The sequence below is a fragment of the Sphingomonas sp. genome (assembly GCF_017744835.1).
In the GTDB taxonomy this organism is placed as follows: Bacteria; Pseudomonadota; Alphaproteobacteria; order Sphingomonadales; family Sphingomonadaceae; genus Sphingomonas.
In genome coordinates this window covers 852984-867278 of sequence record NZ_JAGIAM010000001.1, presented here as the reverse complement: position 1 = coordinate 867278, position 14295 = coordinate 852984, and the positions used below count along the sequence as shown (strand labels likewise).

General features: G+C 71.0%; 17 protein-coding genes and 1 tRNA gene. 7 read left to right on the top strand and 11 right to left on the bottom strand.

Annotation, left to right across the window (positions count from 1 at the left end; all coding sequences use genetic code 11):
- Positions 1–80: 80 nt before the first annotated feature.
- Positions 81–1298: a UbiH/UbiF/VisC/COQ6 family ubiquinone biosynthesis hydroxylase gene (locus tag J7500_RS04065; protein ID WP_294060171.1), complete on the top strand. Its 1218-nt coding sequence runs from the start codon at positions 81–83 to the stop codon at positions 1296–1298.
- 340 nt (positions 1299–1638) lie between these two features.
- Here the strand turns inward: J7500_RS04065 and J7500_RS04060 are convergent, their stop codons facing one another.
- From J7500_RS04060 to J7500_RS04050, 3 genes are read right to left on the bottom strand one after another with little or no spacing between them, the layout of a single operon-like run.
- A complete protein-coding gene (locus tag J7500_RS04060; protein ID WP_294060169.1) occupies positions 1639–1809 on the bottom strand; it encodes a Trm112 family protein in 171 nt (56 codons plus the stop codon).
- Positions 1810–1819: 10 nt separating this feature from the next.
- The gene (locus J7500_RS04055) at positions 1820–2428 is read right to left on the bottom strand and encodes an LON peptidase substrate-binding domain-containing protein (RefSeq protein WP_294060168.1); all 609 of its coding nucleotides are present in this window, start codon (positions 2426–2428) and stop codon (positions 1820–1822) included.
- Positions 2425–3312, bottom strand: a complete 888-nt coding sequence (locus J7500_RS04050) for a tetratricopeptide repeat protein (protein WP_294060682.1) — start codon at positions 3310–3312, stop codon at positions 2425–2427. The genes J7500_RS04055 and J7500_RS04050 overlap by 4 nt, the downstream gene beginning before the upstream one ends.
- 190 nt (positions 3313–3502) lie before the next feature.
- On the opposite strand from J7500_RS04050, the gene J7500_RS04045 reads away from it, so the two are divergent.
- From J7500_RS04045 to J7500_RS04035, 3 genes are all read left to right on the top strand, one after another.
- A tRNA-Gly gene (locus J7500_RS04045) sits at positions 3503–3577 on the top strand.
- Between the two features lie 193 nt (positions 3578–3770).
- Positions 3771–4193 (top strand): DUF2147 domain-containing protein, encoded by a 423-nt coding sequence (locus tag J7500_RS04040; RefSeq protein WP_294060167.1) that lies wholly within the window; start codon positions 3771–3773, stop codon positions 4191–4193.
- Positions 4194–4253: 60 nt separating this feature from the next.
- Positions 4254–5051 carry a DUF72 domain-containing protein gene (locus tag J7500_RS04035; RefSeq protein WP_294060165.1) on the top strand — a complete coding sequence of 266 codons (798 nt, stop codon included), beginning with the start codon at positions 4254–4256 and terminating at the stop codon, positions 5049–5051.
- Here J7500_RS04035 and J7500_RS04030 read toward each other — a convergent pair.
- Genes J7500_RS04030 through hemC form a run of 7 tightly spaced genes read right to left on the bottom strand, consistent with a single transcriptional unit; the run spans position 5043 to position 11528 of the window.
- Entirely contained in the window at positions 5043–6239 is a 1197-nt protein-coding gene (locus J7500_RS04030) for an NAD(P)/FAD-dependent oxidoreductase (RefSeq protein ID WP_294060164.1), read from the bottom strand. The genes J7500_RS04035 and J7500_RS04030 overlap by 9 nt on opposite strands.
- A gap of 1 nt (position 6240) precedes the next feature.
- Positions 6241–7353 (bottom strand): CaiB/BaiF CoA-transferase family protein, encoded by a 1113-nt coding sequence (locus tag J7500_RS04025; protein WP_294060162.1) that lies wholly within the window; start codon positions 7351–7353, stop codon positions 6241–6243.
- Positions 7350–7883: a GNAT family N-acetyltransferase gene (locus J7500_RS04020; RefSeq protein WP_294060161.1), complete on the bottom strand. Its 534-nt coding sequence runs from the start codon at positions 7881–7883 to the stop codon at positions 7350–7352. Before J7500_RS04020 ends, J7500_RS04025 begins: the two co-directional genes overlap by 4 nt.
- The gene (locus J7500_RS04015; RefSeq protein ID WP_294060160.1) at positions 7883–9067 is read right to left on the bottom strand and encodes an acyl-CoA dehydrogenase; all 1185 of its coding nucleotides are present in this window, start codon (positions 9065–9067) and stop codon (positions 7883–7885) included. Before J7500_RS04015 ends, J7500_RS04020 begins: the two co-directional genes overlap by 1 nt.
- Positions 9068–9084: 17 nt before the next feature.
- Positions 9085–9918, bottom strand: a complete 834-nt coding sequence (locus J7500_RS04010; RefSeq protein WP_294060159.1) for a hypothetical protein — start codon at positions 9916–9918, stop codon at positions 9085–9087.
- 30 nt (positions 9919–9948) lie between these two features.
- Positions 9949–10617: a uroporphyrinogen-III synthase gene (locus J7500_RS04005; RefSeq protein WP_294060158.1), complete on the bottom strand. Its 669-nt coding sequence runs from the start codon at positions 10615–10617 to the stop codon at positions 9949–9951.
- The gene (gene hemC / locus J7500_RS04000) at positions 10614–11528 is read right to left on the bottom strand and encodes a hydroxymethylbilane synthase (protein WP_294060157.1); all 915 of its coding nucleotides are present in this window, start codon (positions 11526–11528) and stop codon (positions 10614–10616) included. The genes J7500_RS04005 and hemC overlap by 4 nt, the downstream gene beginning before the upstream one ends.
- A gap of 37 nt (positions 11529–11565) precedes the next feature.
- On the opposite strand from hemC, the gene tsaD reads away from it, so the two are divergent.
- Genes tsaD through J7500_RS03985 form a run of 3 tightly spaced genes read left to right on the top strand, consistent with a single transcriptional unit; the run spans position 11566 to position 14107 of the window.
- Complete coding sequence (gene tsaD / locus J7500_RS03995) at positions 11566–12591, top strand: tRNA (adenosine(37)-N6)-threonylcarbamoyltransferase complex transferase subunit TsaD (protein WP_294060156.1); 1026 nt, start codon at positions 11566–11568, stop codon at positions 12589–12591.
- A complete protein-coding gene (locus J7500_RS03990) occupies positions 12588–13574 on the top strand; it encodes an NAD(P)H-dependent glycerol-3-phosphate dehydrogenase (protein ID WP_294060155.1) in 987 nt (328 codons plus the stop codon). The genes tsaD and J7500_RS03990 overlap by 4 nt, the downstream gene beginning before the upstream one ends.
- A complete protein-coding gene (locus J7500_RS03985) occupies positions 13571–14107 on the top strand; it encodes a DUF1697 domain-containing protein (protein WP_294060153.1) in 537 nt (178 codons plus the stop codon). The genes J7500_RS03990 and J7500_RS03985 overlap by 4 nt, the downstream gene beginning before the upstream one ends.
- A 5-nt stretch (positions 14108–14112) precedes the next feature.
- Here J7500_RS03985 and J7500_RS03980 read toward each other — a convergent pair whose 3' ends face one another.
- Complete coding sequence (locus J7500_RS03980) at positions 14113–14274, bottom strand: DUF1674 domain-containing protein (RefSeq protein ID WP_294060151.1); 162 nt, start codon at positions 14272–14274, stop codon at positions 14113–14115.
- Between the last annotated feature and the right edge of the window lie 21 nt (positions 14275–14295).

The window sequence follows — 14295 nt, the reverse complement described above, 5'->3', positions numbered from 1 at the left end:
CCACAATCGGGAACAATAGCAGAACACGTACTTGTAGGAAAGCGTTTGTCGCGTCGGCGGTGCGGCGCTAGGGCTGGCGCATGGATCGTGCGGACGTACTCATCCTTGGCGGCGGGCTGGTCGGCAGCGCGCTTGCGGTTGCGCTCGATGCGCATGGCCTCACTTCGATCATCGTCGATCCCGCGGACCCCGAGCTGATCCTCGCATCGGGGTTCGACGGGCGCGCCTCGGCGATCGCCAGCGCGCCGATGCGGATGTTTGAAGCCATCGGCGTCGCCCCCCGGCTCGCCGGCAAGGGCTGCCCGATCGAAGGCATCCGCGTCTCCGACGGGCTCGATCCGGGCAAGCTCGACTTCAAGCCCGACGCCGGCGAGGGTGCGCTCGGCCATATGTTCGAGAATCGCGTGCTGCGCGCGGCGCTGTTCGAGGCGGCGCAGGCGGCGCCGGGCGCCGACATGCGGATGAAGACGCGCGCGGTCTCGGTCGAGCGCGGCGCCACCGGCGTGACGGCGACGCTCGATTCGGGTGCGGTGGTGCACGCGCCGCTGCTGGTCGCGGCCGAGGGGCGCAATTCGCCGACGCGCGAGGCGGCCGGGCTCAAGACCGCGCGCTGGCAGTACGACCATGCCGCGATGATCGCGACGCTGGGGCACGAGCGCAGCCACGAGAACATCGCCTTCGAGATCTTCTACCCGCAGGGACCCTTCGCAATCCTGCCGCTGCTCGACGACGCCAACGGCCATCGCTCGGCGGTGGTGTGGACGGTCAAGGCGAGCGAGGCGGCGGGGATGATGAAGATTTCCCCGCGCGCCTATCTGGCCGAGGCCGAGAAGAAGATGGGCGGCTTCCTGGGCAAGCTCGGGCCGCTTTCGGCGCGGTCGAGCTATCCGCTGGGCTTCCACCATGCCGCCTGGATCACCGCGGACCGGCTCGCGCTGGTGGGCGACGCGGCGCACGGCATCCATCCGATCGCGGGGCAGGGCGTCAACGTGGGCTTCCGCGACGTCGCGACGCTCGTCGAGGTGCTGGTCGACGGCAAAAGGCTGGGGCTCGACCTGGGCGACCCGCAGCTGCTCGCGCGCTACCAGCGCTGGCGCGGGCTCGACACCTTCATGGTCGCCGCGGCGACCGATGGGCTGACGCGGCTGTTCGGAGTGCCGGGGCGTACCGCGAGCGCAGTGCGGCGGTTCGGGCTGTCGGCGGTCGACCGGCTGCCGCCGCTCAAGGACTGGTTCATGAGCGAGGCGCGCGGCGAGAGCGGCGACGTGCCCAAGCTGCTGCAGGGCGTGACGGCGTAGCGTTCGCCGGGCTTCGCCGCGCACCATACGCAGGCAAAGGTCACACCAGGGTCACACTATCGCGATGGTTCGCGCGGCGACGCGGCGGGGCGGAAACGCGCGATGGTGCGGCCCAAACAGGCGATCGTGCTGGGTGCGACTCACTTGTCAAAGAGCGGCGGCCAGGCGGCAGCGCATCGAGCTGAGCAGGCGAAATCCTACATTTCAAGGGCTTTCCCAGGCGGCGTGCGTGGAAGCTGCGCGGGGCTGAATCCCGAGTGGGAGGATCTGTTCGACACGCTCGCGCCGTCTTGAGGGCGGGGCGACTGGGCCCCGGCCTTCGCCGGGGTACAGGGGGGAGCTAGCGTTCGATCTTCCGTGCCGCTTCGACCAGCAGGACGGGAACGCCGTCGCGGATCGGATAGGCGAGGCCGGCCTGGTCCGAGACCAGCTCCTGCCGCTCGGCATCGTAGCGCAGCGGCGTGCGCGTGGCGGGGCAGACCAGCTTTTCGAGGAGCCAGGGGTCGATCACTGCCCGAACCTCACTGCAGCGTCGCGCGGTCTTCGCCGTGGCGGCCGAAGAACTGCATGAGCTGGACGACGAGCGCCGCACGGTCGCCGAGCGAATCGGATTCGAGCAGCGCCTGCTTGGACGCCGCGTCGAAGGGCGCGATTTGGGCGATGCCGTTGACGAGCGATTCGTCGTCGAGCCGGCTCACGGCTTCCCAGTCGACGGCATAGCCGAGCCCGTCGGCGAAGCGGCGCGCCTCCATCTCGAGGCTGGCGCGCTCGGCCAGCGCGAGCACGCCGGGTTCGCCCGCGTCCTCCAGCTCGGCCTCGACCTGGCGGAAGGGCGTGGTGACCTCGAGCTCGCGCACGATGGTGAAGCGCGCCAGCCCTTCGAGCACGATGTCGAAGCGGCCGTCGGGCAGCGCCTCGACATCGGCGATGCGGCCGACGCAGCCCATGTCGAACAAGGCAGGCGGATCGGACGAATCGCGCGGCTGGATCATGCCGATGCGCCGGTCGCGGGCGAGCGCGTCCGAGACCATCGCCCGGTAGCGCGGCTCGAAGATGTGCAGCGGCAACTGCATCCGCGGGAAGAGCAGCGCGCCCGCCAGCGGGAAGACCGACAGGCGCGTGACCGTCATCCGAACAGGATCGCCGAGAGCTTGCGCCGCTGGGCGGAGACCCAGGGGTCCTCGAGCCCGACGGCCTCGAACAGCTTGAGCAGGCGCGCGCGGGCGGCGCCGTCGTTCCACTCGCGGTCCTCGCGAATCATCTCGAGCAGCGTCTCGGCGGCGCCGTCGCGGTCGCTTGCCATCAGTGCGCCGGCGAGCTCGTAGCGCGCTTCCATGTCGCCGGTGGCGGCGCGGGTGCGGAGGCCGGCGAGATCGTCGACCGGCTGGGCCTCCTGCGCGAGGCTCACTGCGGCGCGGGCGCGCTCGACTTCGGGGAGCCTGGCGGCGTCCTCGGGCAGCGTTGCGAGCGCGGTGGCCGCTTCCCCGGCGCGGCCCAGCGCGACCAGCGCGCGGGCGCGGCCGGCGATGACGACGGGATGGTCGGGCGCGAGCTCGAGGATCTGGTCGAAGATCGAAAGCGCACGCTCGTTGTCGCCCTCGGCCAGCACCTGCTCGCCCATCGCGATCAGCGGCTCGATCTCGGCCTCGGCCTGGGCATTCTCGCTCTGGACGGGAAGCTGGCGCAGGATCTGGTCGAGCATCGTGCGGAACTGGCTCTCGGTGCGCGCGGTCGAGAGATCGGCGACGAGCTGGCCCTGGAACATCGCATAGACCGTCGGGATCGAGCGCACCTGGAACTGCGCGGCGATGAACTGATTCTTGTCGACGTCGACCTTGGCGAGCTTGACGCCCTTCGACGCATAATCCTCGGCGAGCTTGTCGAGCACGGGGGCCAGCGCCTTGCACGGCCCGCACCATTCGGCCCAGAAATCGATGATCACCAGGCTCGTCATCGACGGCTCGACGATGTCGCGACGGAAGGCTTCGACGGCTTCCTTCTCGGCGGGGCTCAGTCCAAGCGTGGCCAACGGGGTGCTCCTCGGCAAGATTGCGGATCGGGATCGGCGCTATGTGGGCGTTTCACTGCTTCGCGCCAAGCCTTTTCCCGAATCGCATCAAGGGGCTTGCGCTGTCCGAATCCCGCTGCTAGTGGCCGCGCCTCACCCGCCCCGAAGCGCTTGTCGCACGGGGCCAGACGCCAGAGCGGGCGTAGCTCAGGGGTAGAGCACGACCTTGCCAAGGTCGGGGTCGAGGGTTCGAATCCCTTCGCCCGCTCCAGCGGCTTCCGGGCCAGATGCCCGGACCACGACAATCGGTCGCCACAGAACACAGCGTTTCCAAACTGCGGCCTTGCGGGCGCCGCATTCGGTTTCCAGATCGTATCCGGTCCGAGCGGGCGGGGCTCCCGATCTTGGTGACGTCGACATCCGCGCAAGCGGGTGTTCAGCTTGTTCGAGGGAATGTGGTTGTGATGAAGTCCGTCCTTTCCAGGCTCACTGCCGTCGCGCTGCTGGCGGCGCCCTTGGCCGTGCCCGCCGCCGCCAACGAGACCGCACCGCCCCCGATCGCGAGCGAATGGGCCAATCCGAGCAACAGCGTCCACGTGCGAATCGACCGCTGCGGCAGCAGCATCTGCGGCACCGTCAGCTGGGCGAGCGCCAAGGCGATCGCCGACGCGCGCCGCGGCGGGACGCAGAACCTGATCGGCACGCGGCTGTTCCGCGACCTCGAGCCCGCGGGTGCGGGCAAGTGGAAGGGCAAGGTGTTCGTCCCCGACATCCGCAAGACCTTCTCGGGCACGATCAGCTTCTCGGGGCAGGACAAGATGGTCGGCAAGGGCTGCGTGCTGTTCGGCGTGATCTGCAAGGCGCAGACCTGGTCGCGGGTGCGCTGACGCGGGTTTGACCGCAGCAATCGGGCTGGCGCGGCGCGGCGGAGCGGCTAGCTTCGCGCCATGACCATCGCACCCATACGAGTCGGCATCGGCGGCTGGACCTTCGAGCCCTGGCGCGGGACCTTCTATCCCGCGGGACTTTCGCAGAAGAAGGAGCTCGAGTTCGCCTCGGGCCAGCTGACTGCGATCGAAATCAACGGCACCTATTATTCGAGCTTCAAGCCCGCGACCTTCGAGGGCTGGGCGAAGACGGTGCCCGACGGGTTCGTCTTCGCGGTCAAGGCGTCGCGCTTCTGCACCAACCGCAAGGTGCTGGCCGAGGGCGGCGAATCGATCGCGAAGTTCGTCGGGCAGGGGATCACCGAGCTCGGCGACCGGCTGGGGCCGATCCTGTGGCAGTTCATGGCGACCAAGAAGTTCGACGCGGAGGATTTCGGCGCCTGGCTCAAGCTGCTTCCGAAGAACCATGAAGGCGTGGCGCTGCGCCATGCGGTGCAGGTGCGCCACGACAGCTTCGCGGTGCCCGAGTTCGTTGGGATGTGCCGCGACGCGGGCGTCGCGATCGTCTTCGCCGATTCGCCCGAATATCCCGCGATCGCCGACGTGACCGGCGACTTCGTCTATGCGCGGCTCGAGGCGGGCGAGGACGACAATCCCTTCTGCTACCCCGATTCGGCGCTGCCGCGCTGGACCGAGGCGGCGCGTACCTGGGCCGCGGGCGGGCGGCCCGAGGGGCTGCCCTATGTGGTGGACGAAGATCCGCCGAAGAGCCCGCGCGAGACCTTTGTCTTCTTCATCCACGGCGGAAAGGTGCGCGCGCCGGCGGCGGCGCAGGAGCTGATCCGGCGGCTAGCCTAGGCCGAGCGGGCGCAGCGGCGAACCGACCAGGCCGCTGACCATCGCCGCCTGGAGCGTGGTCGCCGGCCAGAGCTTCGACAGCGGGCCGACCAGCCGATCGCGCAGGAAGGGGAGCGCGCGCCCGTCGGACTGGTAGACGGGGGTGAAGACGCGGCTCATTGCCTGATAGAGGCGGACGTGGCGGCGGCGCAGCGCCACCGCGCGCGCGCAGCCGGCGTCGAGCGAATCGCTCTCGCGCAACGCCAGCGCGAGCGCCCAGGCGTCGAGCAGCGCCATGTTGGCGCCCTGGCCGAGCTGCGGGCTGGTCGAGTGCCACGCATCGCCGATGTGGACGAGCGCGGGCTCGGCGGGGGCGCGCAGCGTACGATGCGCGTAACGGGCGAAGGTGAGTTGGCCCGCGTCTTGTATCGAATCGAGCAGCGGGCGGGTGGCGGGCCAGAGCGCCGCGACTTCGGCTTTCCAGCGATCGAGCCCTCCGGCGCGCCAGGCCTCGAGCCGGTCGGCACGGAGCGACCAGAAGAAGGCGGCGCATTGCCCCTCGGCGCCCGGCGCGCGGCCGATCGGGAGCACCCCGGCCATCACGCTGGCGCGGCGGTAGCGCTGTTGGAGCGCGGCCGAGTCGAAGCCGTCGCCGGGCCAGGGCAGGCTCGCCCAGAGCGCGCCATAGGCGAGCGTGCGGCCGGCCTCGGGGGCGAGCGCGCTGCGGGCGCCGAGCGCGTCGACCACCAGGTCGAAGGCAGGCGAGCGCGAGTCGTCGGCGAAGCGCAGGCGGCGCCTTCCGCCCTCGGCCTCGCTTCCGGTCACTTCGCTGCCGCTGTGGATCGGGATGCCCGCCGCGCGGACGGCGTCGTGGAGCACGCCGAACAGCGCGGCGCGGTGGATGCCGAGGCCGAAGGCGTTCGCGCGGCGGAGCGCCGAATAGCGCACGTCGAGCACGGTGCGCGCCGAGCCTGCCGCGACGCCGAACAACCGGTCGACGCGCGCGCCGGTAGCGAGCGTAGAGGCGGCGAGGCCGAGCCTTTCGAGCACCGCGAGGCCGGTCGGCTGGAGCATCAGCCCCGAACCGAGCGGCCGCGCCTCCTCGAATCGCTCGAACAAAGTGATGCGGTGCCCGTCGCGGTGGAGCAGCAGCGCGGCCGCCATCCCCGCCGTGCCGCAGCCGGCGACCGCGATGTCGAGAGGCCGCACCCTAGCCCGGTCGCCGCGGGCTGGGCTTGTCCGAGACCATGCGCTCGCCGTCGATGACGATCGGGCTGGCGAGGCCGGGGACGCCTTCGCGCTCGATCTTCATGCCGCGCGCCTGCACCTGCGGATCGGCGAAGACTTCGTCGAGCGTGTTGATCGGGCCGGCGGGGACGCTCTGCGCCTCGAGCGCCTCATAGAGGTCGGCCTTGGCCCAGCTGCCGATCGCGGCTTCGAGCAGCAGGATCAGCGCGGCGCGGTTGGTGACGCGCGCGGGGTTGGTGGCGAAGCGCGAATCGTTGGCGAGGTCCAGCCCGAGCACCGCGCACAGCTTGCGGAACTGCGAATCATTGCCGACCGCGACGATCAGCTCGCCGTCCTTCGCGTGGAACGCCTGATAGGGCACGAGGTTGGCGTGGCCGTTGCCCATGCGGTGCGGGACCCTGGCGGGGTCGGCCATCCAGTTGAGCGCCTGGTTGGCGAGCACGCCGACCTGGGTGTCGAGCAGCGCCATGTCGATATGCGCGCCTTCGCCGGTGGCGTCGCGGTGGCGCAGCGCCGCGAGGACCGCGACCGCGGTGTAGACGCCGGTGAAGATGTCGGCATAGGCGACGCCCGCCTTTTGCGGCGCGCCGTCGGGCTCGCCGGTCAGGCTCATGAAGCCGCCCATGCCCTGGACGATGAAGTCGTATCCGGCGCGGCTGGCATAGGGGCCGGTCTGGCCGAAGCCGGTGATCGAGGCGACGATCAGCCCGGGGCGGGCGGCGCGCAAGGAGGCGGGGTCGAGGCCGTATTTGACCAGCCCGCCGACCTTGTAGTTCTCGATCACCACGTCCGCGTCGGCGATCAGCGCGCGGACCTCGGCCTGACCCTCGGGCGTGGCGATGTCGATGAAGCGCGATTCCTTGCCGCGGTTGCACGCGTGGAAATAGGCGGCGTCGAGGCTCTCGCCTTCCGCGTCATGGAGGAAGGGCGGGCCCCAGTGGCGTGTGTCGTCGCCGGCGCCGGGCCGCTCGACCTTGATCACTTCGGCGCCGAGGTCGGCGAGCAGCTGGCCGCACCAGGGCCCCGCGAGGATGCGGGCGAGCTCGACGACGCGAAGCCCTGCCAGCGGCTTCACGCTTCCAGATTTCCCTGGCGGCGGATCTCGTAAGTCACGTGGCGCCTCACTTCGCCCGCCATGATCCGCTCGGCGGTGCCGGGGCGGAGGACTCCGCCGATCTTCAGCATTGCCTTGCGCGAGCGGATATTGTCCTCGCCCACCTGGAAGAGCGCGGTCCCGACGAAGCGGTGGATGTGATCGAGCATCAGCCGCTTGATCTCGCGGTTGTAGGTGCCGCCCCAATAGGCGCGGGCGATATAGGTCCAGCCGATCTCGATCTCGTCGGCCTGCGGATCATGGCCGTCGTAGCGGCTCGATCCGATCACCGCGCCGCTCGCCTTGTCCTCGATGACCAGCGCGCCGCCCGAGGCGAGGCCGGCGTCGAAGAAGGCGTCGAACACGTCGCGCTTCCAGCGATCGTGCGCCGGATGGACTTCCCAGATCAGCGGATCGCTGGCGACTGCGAACAGCGCCTCGCGATCGTTTTCGGTCATCGGCCGGAGCCGGACCAGCTCGCCTTCGAGCAGCGGTTGACGATCGGGCGCCATCAGAACGCCGCGATCCCGGTGATCGCACGGCCGAGGATCAACCCATGGACGTCGTGCGTGCCCTCATAGGTGTTGACTGTCTCGAGGTTGATCGCGTGGCGCATGACGTGGAACTCGGCCGAGATGCCGTTGCCGCCGTGCATGTCGCGCGCGACGCGGGCGATATCGAGCGCCTTGCCGCAATTGTTGCGTTTGATGATGCTGATCGCGTCGGGGCTGAGCGTGCCTTCGTCGAACATGCGGCCCGCGCGCAGCGCCGCCTGGAGCCCGAGCGCGATCTCGGTCTGCATGTTGGCGAGCTTCAACTGGACGAGCTGGTTGGCGGCGAGCGGCTTGCCGAACTGGGCGCGGTCGAGCGTGTACTGCCGCGCGGCGTGCATGCAGGCCTCGGCGGCGCCCATCGCGCCCCAGGCGATGCCGTAGCGCGCGCGGTTGAGGCAGCCGAAGGGACCCTTCAATCCCTGCACCTCGGGGAGCAGCGCGTCCTCGCCGACTTCGACGCCGTCCATCACGATCTCGCCGGTGATCGAGGCGCGCAAGCTCAGCTTGCCTTCGATCTTGGGCGCCGAAAGCCCCTTCATCCCCTTTTCGAGGACGAAGCCCTTGATCGCGCCCTGGTGCGCATCGGACTTGGCCCAGACCACGAACACGTCGGCAATCGGCGAGTTGGTGATCCACATCTTGGCGCCGGTCAGACGATAGCCGCCGTCGATCTTCTGCGCGCGGGTGCGCATCGAGCCGGGGTCGGAGCCTGCGTCGGGCTCGGTGAGGCCGAAGCAGCCGACCCATTCGCCGGTGGCGAGCTTCGGCAGATACCTGCGCTTCTGTTCCTCGGTGCCATAGGCGTGGATCGGGTGCATCACGAGCGAACTCTGCACGCTCATCGCCGAGCGATAGCCCGAATCGACGCGCTCGACTTCGCGCGCGACGAGGCCGTACGCGACATAGCCGAGGCCCGCGCCGCCATAGGCCTCGGGGATCGTCGCGCCGAGCAGCCCGAGGGCGCCCATCTCCGACATGATCTCGCGGTCGAAGCGCTCCTCGAGAAAGGCGCTGGTGACGCGCGGCAGCAACTCGCCCTGGGCATAGTCGCGCGCGGCATCGCGGACCATGCGCTCCTCGTCGGTGAGCTGCGCGTCGAGCGCGAACGGGTCCTGCCAGTCGAACCGGCCCATTTCTGCCATGTCTGTCCCTTGTCCTCTCAGTTCGCGGCGACCGCCGGTGCGGGGGCGGGTGCTTCGAGCGCCGCCTTCTCGATCTCGGCGAGGCCCTTGCGGGCATCGATGTAGCGCCGCGCGGCCGCGATCCAGTTCTCGGCATTGGCGGCGCCGGGCAGATGCGCGACTTCGGCGAGCGCGGCCTCGACCTGGCCGTGGTCGAGCGCGGTGCGCGCGCGACGGAGCCGGTCGGAGGTGCGCGGGCTCGGCGACTCGGCCTGGCGCAGCACCACCAGATCGGTGAGCAGCCGGCGCGCGTGCGCCCAGAAACTGTCGCTGGGGCCGCTGGTGAGGCGCGGCGCGATCGTGTCGAGCGCGAGGCGCAGGTCCTCGAGCGTCACCGGGTCGGCGGCGGCGCGGACGATCGCGTCCACGGCCGCGCCATGCGTCTCGCCGAAGCGCTCGCGAAGCTGCTGCTCGAGATAGCCGAGCGGCTGGCCGCGCTCGATCGCGCGGCGCACGGCGAAGGCGAGCATCAGCCGTTCGGCGCGCGTCGCATAGCCGGATGCCGAGCGCGCGCTGGCGTCGACCTGGCGCAGGCGAAGATCGAGCTGGTCGAGGCGGGCGGCGAGCTCCTGCTCGCGCGCGCTGAGCGTCGCCATGTCGGTGCCGGGGGGCAGCGGCGCGGGGACCTGCTGGGGCTCGGCGGGGGCTTCCGCCGTGGGCGAGACCAGCGGCTGGAGGCCGGACTGGGGCCAATAATGGATCGCGCCGGCAGTCACGGCGATGCCGCCGACAAAGGCGATCGCGCCGATCAGCAGGCTGTTCTTGCGGGCGGGGCCTTCGACAGGCTCGGGCGCGCGGGGCTCGTCGCTCATGCCCCCTTATTCGCCGGGGCGCCCGCCCGGTCAATCGGCGAGCGCGATCGCCGCCTCGATCAGTGTCTCGGCGCTCGGGTCGGCGGCGATCTCGACGCGTTGCCAGCCGGGGCCGGCCGCAGCGGCGGCCCTGGCGCTGACGGCGGCGAGGGCGATGCCGCTGCGGCGGGGTGGGGGAACCAGCTCGGCGAGGCGGTGCGCGGCGCGCGTCGACTGGAGCAGCGCCACAGAGCCGGCGAGCCGGGCGACCGCTTCGGGTGGCACCGGCAACGGCTCGCTGGCGTAGACGGTGACGATCGCGGCGATGATTCCGCCGGCTTCCAGCGTGCGCTCGCGCCCGGCGAGGTGCAGCGCGCGGCGTACGCCTGCCTTCTCCGCATCGGCGACGAGCGTGGCGGCGCCGTCGTCTCCGACGGCGACCACCTGCAGCCCGGCGCGGCGTGCCGCCTCGGCAGTCGCCCGCCCGACGGCATGCACCGGAAGCGGCGCGAGCGCGGCGAGCGCGGGGCCGGCGTGGCGCACGGCATTGGCGCTGGTGAGGAGCAGCGCGTCGAAATCGCGAGGATCGGGCGCGGTCCAGGGGAGCGGGCGGACTTCGAACAGCGGCAGGCGGATGGCGCGGCGTCCGCGGCCCTCGATCGCCGCCGCAGTGGCGCGGTTGCCGGGCTCGGGCCGCAGCACCGCGATGGCGCGGCTCATCCGCCGAACAGCCTGCGCACTGGATCGGGCGCGCGCGCGAGCAGGTCTGCGGCGACGGCGCGCGGCAGATCGGAGTCGAGCGGCGCGCCTTCGAGCTGCGCATGGACATAGGCGCTGCCGTCCTCGGACAGCAGCTCGGCGCTGAGCGTCAGGATCGCGCCTTCGAGCACCGCCAGCGCGGCGACCGGCGAGTGGCAATCGGCCTGGAGCGCGGCGAGCAGCGCGCGCTCGGCGAGGACGCAGGCGTGGGTCTGCCGATCGTCGATCGCGGCGAGCAGCTGGCGGGTGTGCGAATCGTCGGCGCGGCACTCGATCCCGACGGCGCCCTGCGCAGGCGCGGGGAGGAGGATGTTGAGCGGAATCGGCGTGCCGACGTCATGACGCCCCAGCCGCTCGAGCCCGGCCGAGGCGAGCAGCGTGGCATCGGCCTCGCCCGCCGCGAGCTTGGCAAGGCGCGTGTCGACATTGCCGCGGAAGAGCACGGTCTCGAGGTCGGGGCGCAGCCGGCGGACCTGCGCGGCGCGGCGCGGCGAGCTGGTGCCGATCACGGCGCCCTGGGGCAGCGCCTCGAAGGATTCGGCGCCGACCAGCCGATCGCGCACGTCGGCGCGCGGCAGCATCGCGGCGATCGCGATGGCATCGGGGCGGATCGTCTCGACGTCCTTCATCGAATGGACCGCGGCGTCGATCTCGCCCTCGAGCAGCGCGCGGTCGAGCTCCTTGGTCCACAGCGCCTTGCCGCCGATCTCGGCGAGGGCGCGGTCCTGCACCTGGTCGCCGGTGGTGCGGATCACGACGATCTCGATGTCGGCGGGCGCGATCTGGTGCGCGGCGACGAGCGCGTCGCGCACGAGACCGGCCTGAGTGAGGGCAAGCGGCGAACCGCGGGTTCCAAGACGAAAGACGGGCATCACTTGTGCTAATGCATCGGGGTTCTAGATGGATGCAATGGCGCTGATCCTGGGACTCGAATCGAGCTGCGACGAAACCGCCGCGGCGCTCGTCACCACCGACGGCCGCATCCTGGCGCACAAGCTGGCGCGGCAGGAGGCGGCGCACCGGCCCTATGGCGGCGTGGTGCCCGAGATCGCGGCGCGCGCGCATGTCGAGGTGCTGGCCCCGCTGGTCGAGGCGGCGCTGGAGGAAGCGGGCGTCGGGCTCGACGAAGTCGACGCGATCGCCGCGACCGCGGGGCCGGGGCTGATCGGCGGTGTGATGGTCGGGCTGGTGACCGGCAAGGCGCTGGCGCTGGCGAGCGGCAAGCCGCTGGTGGCGGTCAACCATCTCGAGGGCCATGCGCTCTCGCCGCGGCTCAGCGACCCCGAGCTGCAATTCCCCTATCTGCTGCTGCTCGTCTCGGGCGGGCATTGCCAGCTGCTGCTGGTCAAAGGGGTGGGCGATTACCGTCGATTGGCCACCACGATCGACGATGCCGCGGGCGAGGCGTTCGACAAGACCGCCAAGCTGCTCGGCCTAGGGTTTCCCGGCGGGCCGGCAGTGGAGGAGGCGGCGGCGAAGGGCGATCCCAAAGCCGTGCCGCTGCCCCGGCCGCTGGTCGGATCGGGCGAGCCGCATTTCTCCTTCGCCGGGCTCAAGAGCGCCGTCGCGCGTGCGGTGGGGCAGCATAGCGCCGAGGATCTGGCGGCGTCGTTCCAGCAGGCGGTGGTCGACTGCCTAGTCGATCGCACCCGCCGCGCGCTGGGCGAGGTCGAGGCGAGCGCGCTGGTCGTGGCGGGCGGCGTCGCGGCGAACAAGGCGGTGCGCGCGGCGCTGCAGACGCTGGCGGCGGACCATGGGCTGCGCTTCGTCGCGCCGCCGCTGTGGCTTTGCACCGACAATGCGGCGATGATCGGCTGGGCAGGCGCCGAGCGGTTCGGCGCGGGGCTGACCGATCCGCTCGACACGCCGGCGCGCGCGCGCTGGCCGCTCGATCCGGACGCGGAGAAGGTGCGCGGGGCAGGAGTGAAGGCATGAGCGAAGCCGCGATCGGCGTAGTGGGGGGCGGCGCCTGGGGCACCGCGCTGGCGCAGGCGATCGCCTCGGGCGGCCGCGCGGTGCGGCTCTGGGCGCGCGAGCCCGAAGTGATCGAGGGCATCAACGCGCAGCACGAAAATGCGCTGTTCCTGCCCGGACGCCCGCTTTCGGAGGCGATCGTCGCGACCGGCGACATTGCCGACCTGGCCGAGGCCGAGGTGGTGCTGGTGGTCACGCCCGCGCAGCACATGCGCGCGGTGCTCGGCCAGTTGCCTGCGCGCGGGCGCCCGCTGATCCTCTGCTCGAAGGGAATCGAGGCGGGGACCCACAAGCTGCTCCACGAAGTCGCGCGCGAAGTGCATGCCGATTCGCCTATCGCAGTGCTCTCGGGACCCACTTTCGCGCACGAAGTCGCCGCCGGGCTGCCGACCGCGGTTACGCTCGCGGCCGACGACCTCGAGACCGCGCACGCGCTCGCCGCGCTGATCGGCCAGCCGACCTTCCGCCCCTATGTCTCGAACGACACGGTGGGCGCGGAGATCGGCGGCGCGGTCAAGAACGTCCTCGCGATCGCCTGCGGGGTGGTCGAGGGCGCCGGGCTGGGGCTCAACGCGCGCGCGGCGGTGATCGCGCGGGGCTTTGCCGAGATGACGCGCTTCGGCGTGGCGCGCGGGGCGCAGGCCGAGACGCTGGGCGGGTTGTCGGGGCTGGGCGACCTGGTGCTGACCTGCACTTCGACCAATTCGCGCAACTTCTCGCTCGGCGTCGGGCTGGGACAAGGCAAGAGCGCCGACGAACTGCTCTGCGACCGCCGCACCGTCGCCGAGGGCGCCTCGACCGCGCCGGTGCTGCGCGAGGCCGCGGCCGCGGCGGGCGTCGAGATGCCGATGTGCAACGCCGTCAATGCGCTGCTCGAAGGCGCGGCGCTGGGCGAAGTGGTCGAGGGGATGCTCAGCCGCCCGATCCGCGAGGAACATCAGTGAAGCGCTGGGCGGCGATGCTGCGGGGGATCAACCTCGGCAAGCGCCAGCTCAAATCGGCCGAGCTCAAGGCGGTGGTCGAGGGGCTGGGCTTCGCGAATGTGAAGACCATCCTCGCATCGGGCAATGTCGTGTTCGACGCAGATGGCGATGCCGAAAGCCTTGAGCGCGAACTCCATGTGGCGCTGGAGAAGGCGACGGGGCTCAAGTCCGACGTGTACGTCCGCGACCGCGCCGCGCTCGACGCGGTGGTCGCCGCCAACCCCTTTCCCGAGGCGGCGCGCGAGCGGCCGAGCTTCCTCGTCGTGACCTTCCACCGCGACGAGGTGGACAAGGCGGCGATCGCGCGGCTGGCGGAAAGCTATGACGGCCCCGAGCGCATGGTCGCGATCGGCCGCGAGCTGTTCACCGACTTCCCCTACGGGCAGGGCCGCTCGAACCTGATCCCGGCGATGGCGAAGGCGAAGCTCGCGCAGGGCAATACCGGGCGCAACTGGAACACCGTGCTCAAGCTGCAGGCGGCACTGGGGGAATAACGCTTCTAGAAGTCGACCGCGATGCCCTTGAGCTCCCAGTCGCCGTAGCGCGTGGGGTTCTTGCCGAGTGGATCGCCCTCCTTCGCCGGCGCTTCCGCCGGCTGCGGCACCGGCGGGCTCTTCGAGAGATATTCGGGCGGTTTCACATGGTCGGGGCGCTGGCGCATGGCATTGTTTCCTGGCGGTTC